This is a genomic window from Bartonella sp. AA86SXKL (assembly GCF_042196885.1).
Genome location: NZ_JBHIRE010000181.1, coordinates 1 through 930, shown reverse-complemented (window position 1 = coordinate 930; position 930 = coordinate 1). Strand labels below are relative to the sequence as shown.

Here is a 930-nt window from a genome sequence, read left to right as displayed (position 1 = left end):
TGCTGAAATGCGATTAGCGAAATCGTTAATTATGAAAGCGGCCGATACCAACAAAGTTCCTGCTGGAAGTGCTCTTGCTGTTGATCGTGATGGATTTTCAAAAACTGTAACATCCGCCCTTGAAAACCATTCGCTTATAACAATCAAACGCGAAGAAATTCAAGAGATTCCTGAGAATTGGCCTCACATTATCATTGCAACAGGCCCCCTTACCTCACCAAAACTCGCTAAAGCAATCCAAACAATAACCGGAACAGAAGCTCTCTCTTTTTTTGATGCTATCGCACCTATTATCTATACCGATAGTATTAATATGGATATTTGTTGGTATCAATCGCGCTATGATAAAATCGGTCCTGAGGGAACAGGAAAGGATTATCTTAATTGTCCCCTTAATAAAGAACAATATGAAGCATTTGTTCAAGCGTTGAAAAATGCGGAAAAAACAGAATTCCGCGACTTTGAAAAAACACCCTATTTTGATGGATGCTTACCAATCGAAGTTATGGCGGAACGCGGACTTGAAACGCTCAGACATGGTCCCATGAAGCCTATGGGATTAACTAATGCTCATAATCCCACAGTTAAAGCTTATGCCGTCGTCCAATTACGCCAAGACAATAAGCTTGGAACCCTTTATAATATGGTAGGCTTTCAAACAAAATTGAAATATGGCGAACAAGTTCGCATTTTTAGAATGATTCCCGGTCTTGAGAACGCAGAGTTCGCTCGCCTTGGTGGACTTCACCGTAATACCTATCTCAACTCACCAATCATTCTTGATCAAACTCTTCGTTTAAAACAAAGGCCTGGACTGCGCTTTGCAGGGCAAATTACCGGATGTGAGGGGTATGTAGAATCATCAGCAATAGGGCTTCTTGCTGGACGTTTTGCCGCTGCTGAATATCACTATAATTGCCCTTGCCTACT

At 41.5% G+C, this 930-nt stretch carries 1 protein-coding gene; it reads left to right on the top strand.

Going from position 1 to position 930, the window contains the following annotated elements:
* Positions 1-930: methylenetetrahydrofolate--tRNA-(uracil(54)-C(5))-methyltransferase (FADH(2)-oxidizing) TrmFO (trmFO, locus tag ACFIO5_RS10840; RefSeq protein WP_375705404.1), on the top strand; the 930-nt coding region annotated here is incomplete at both ends.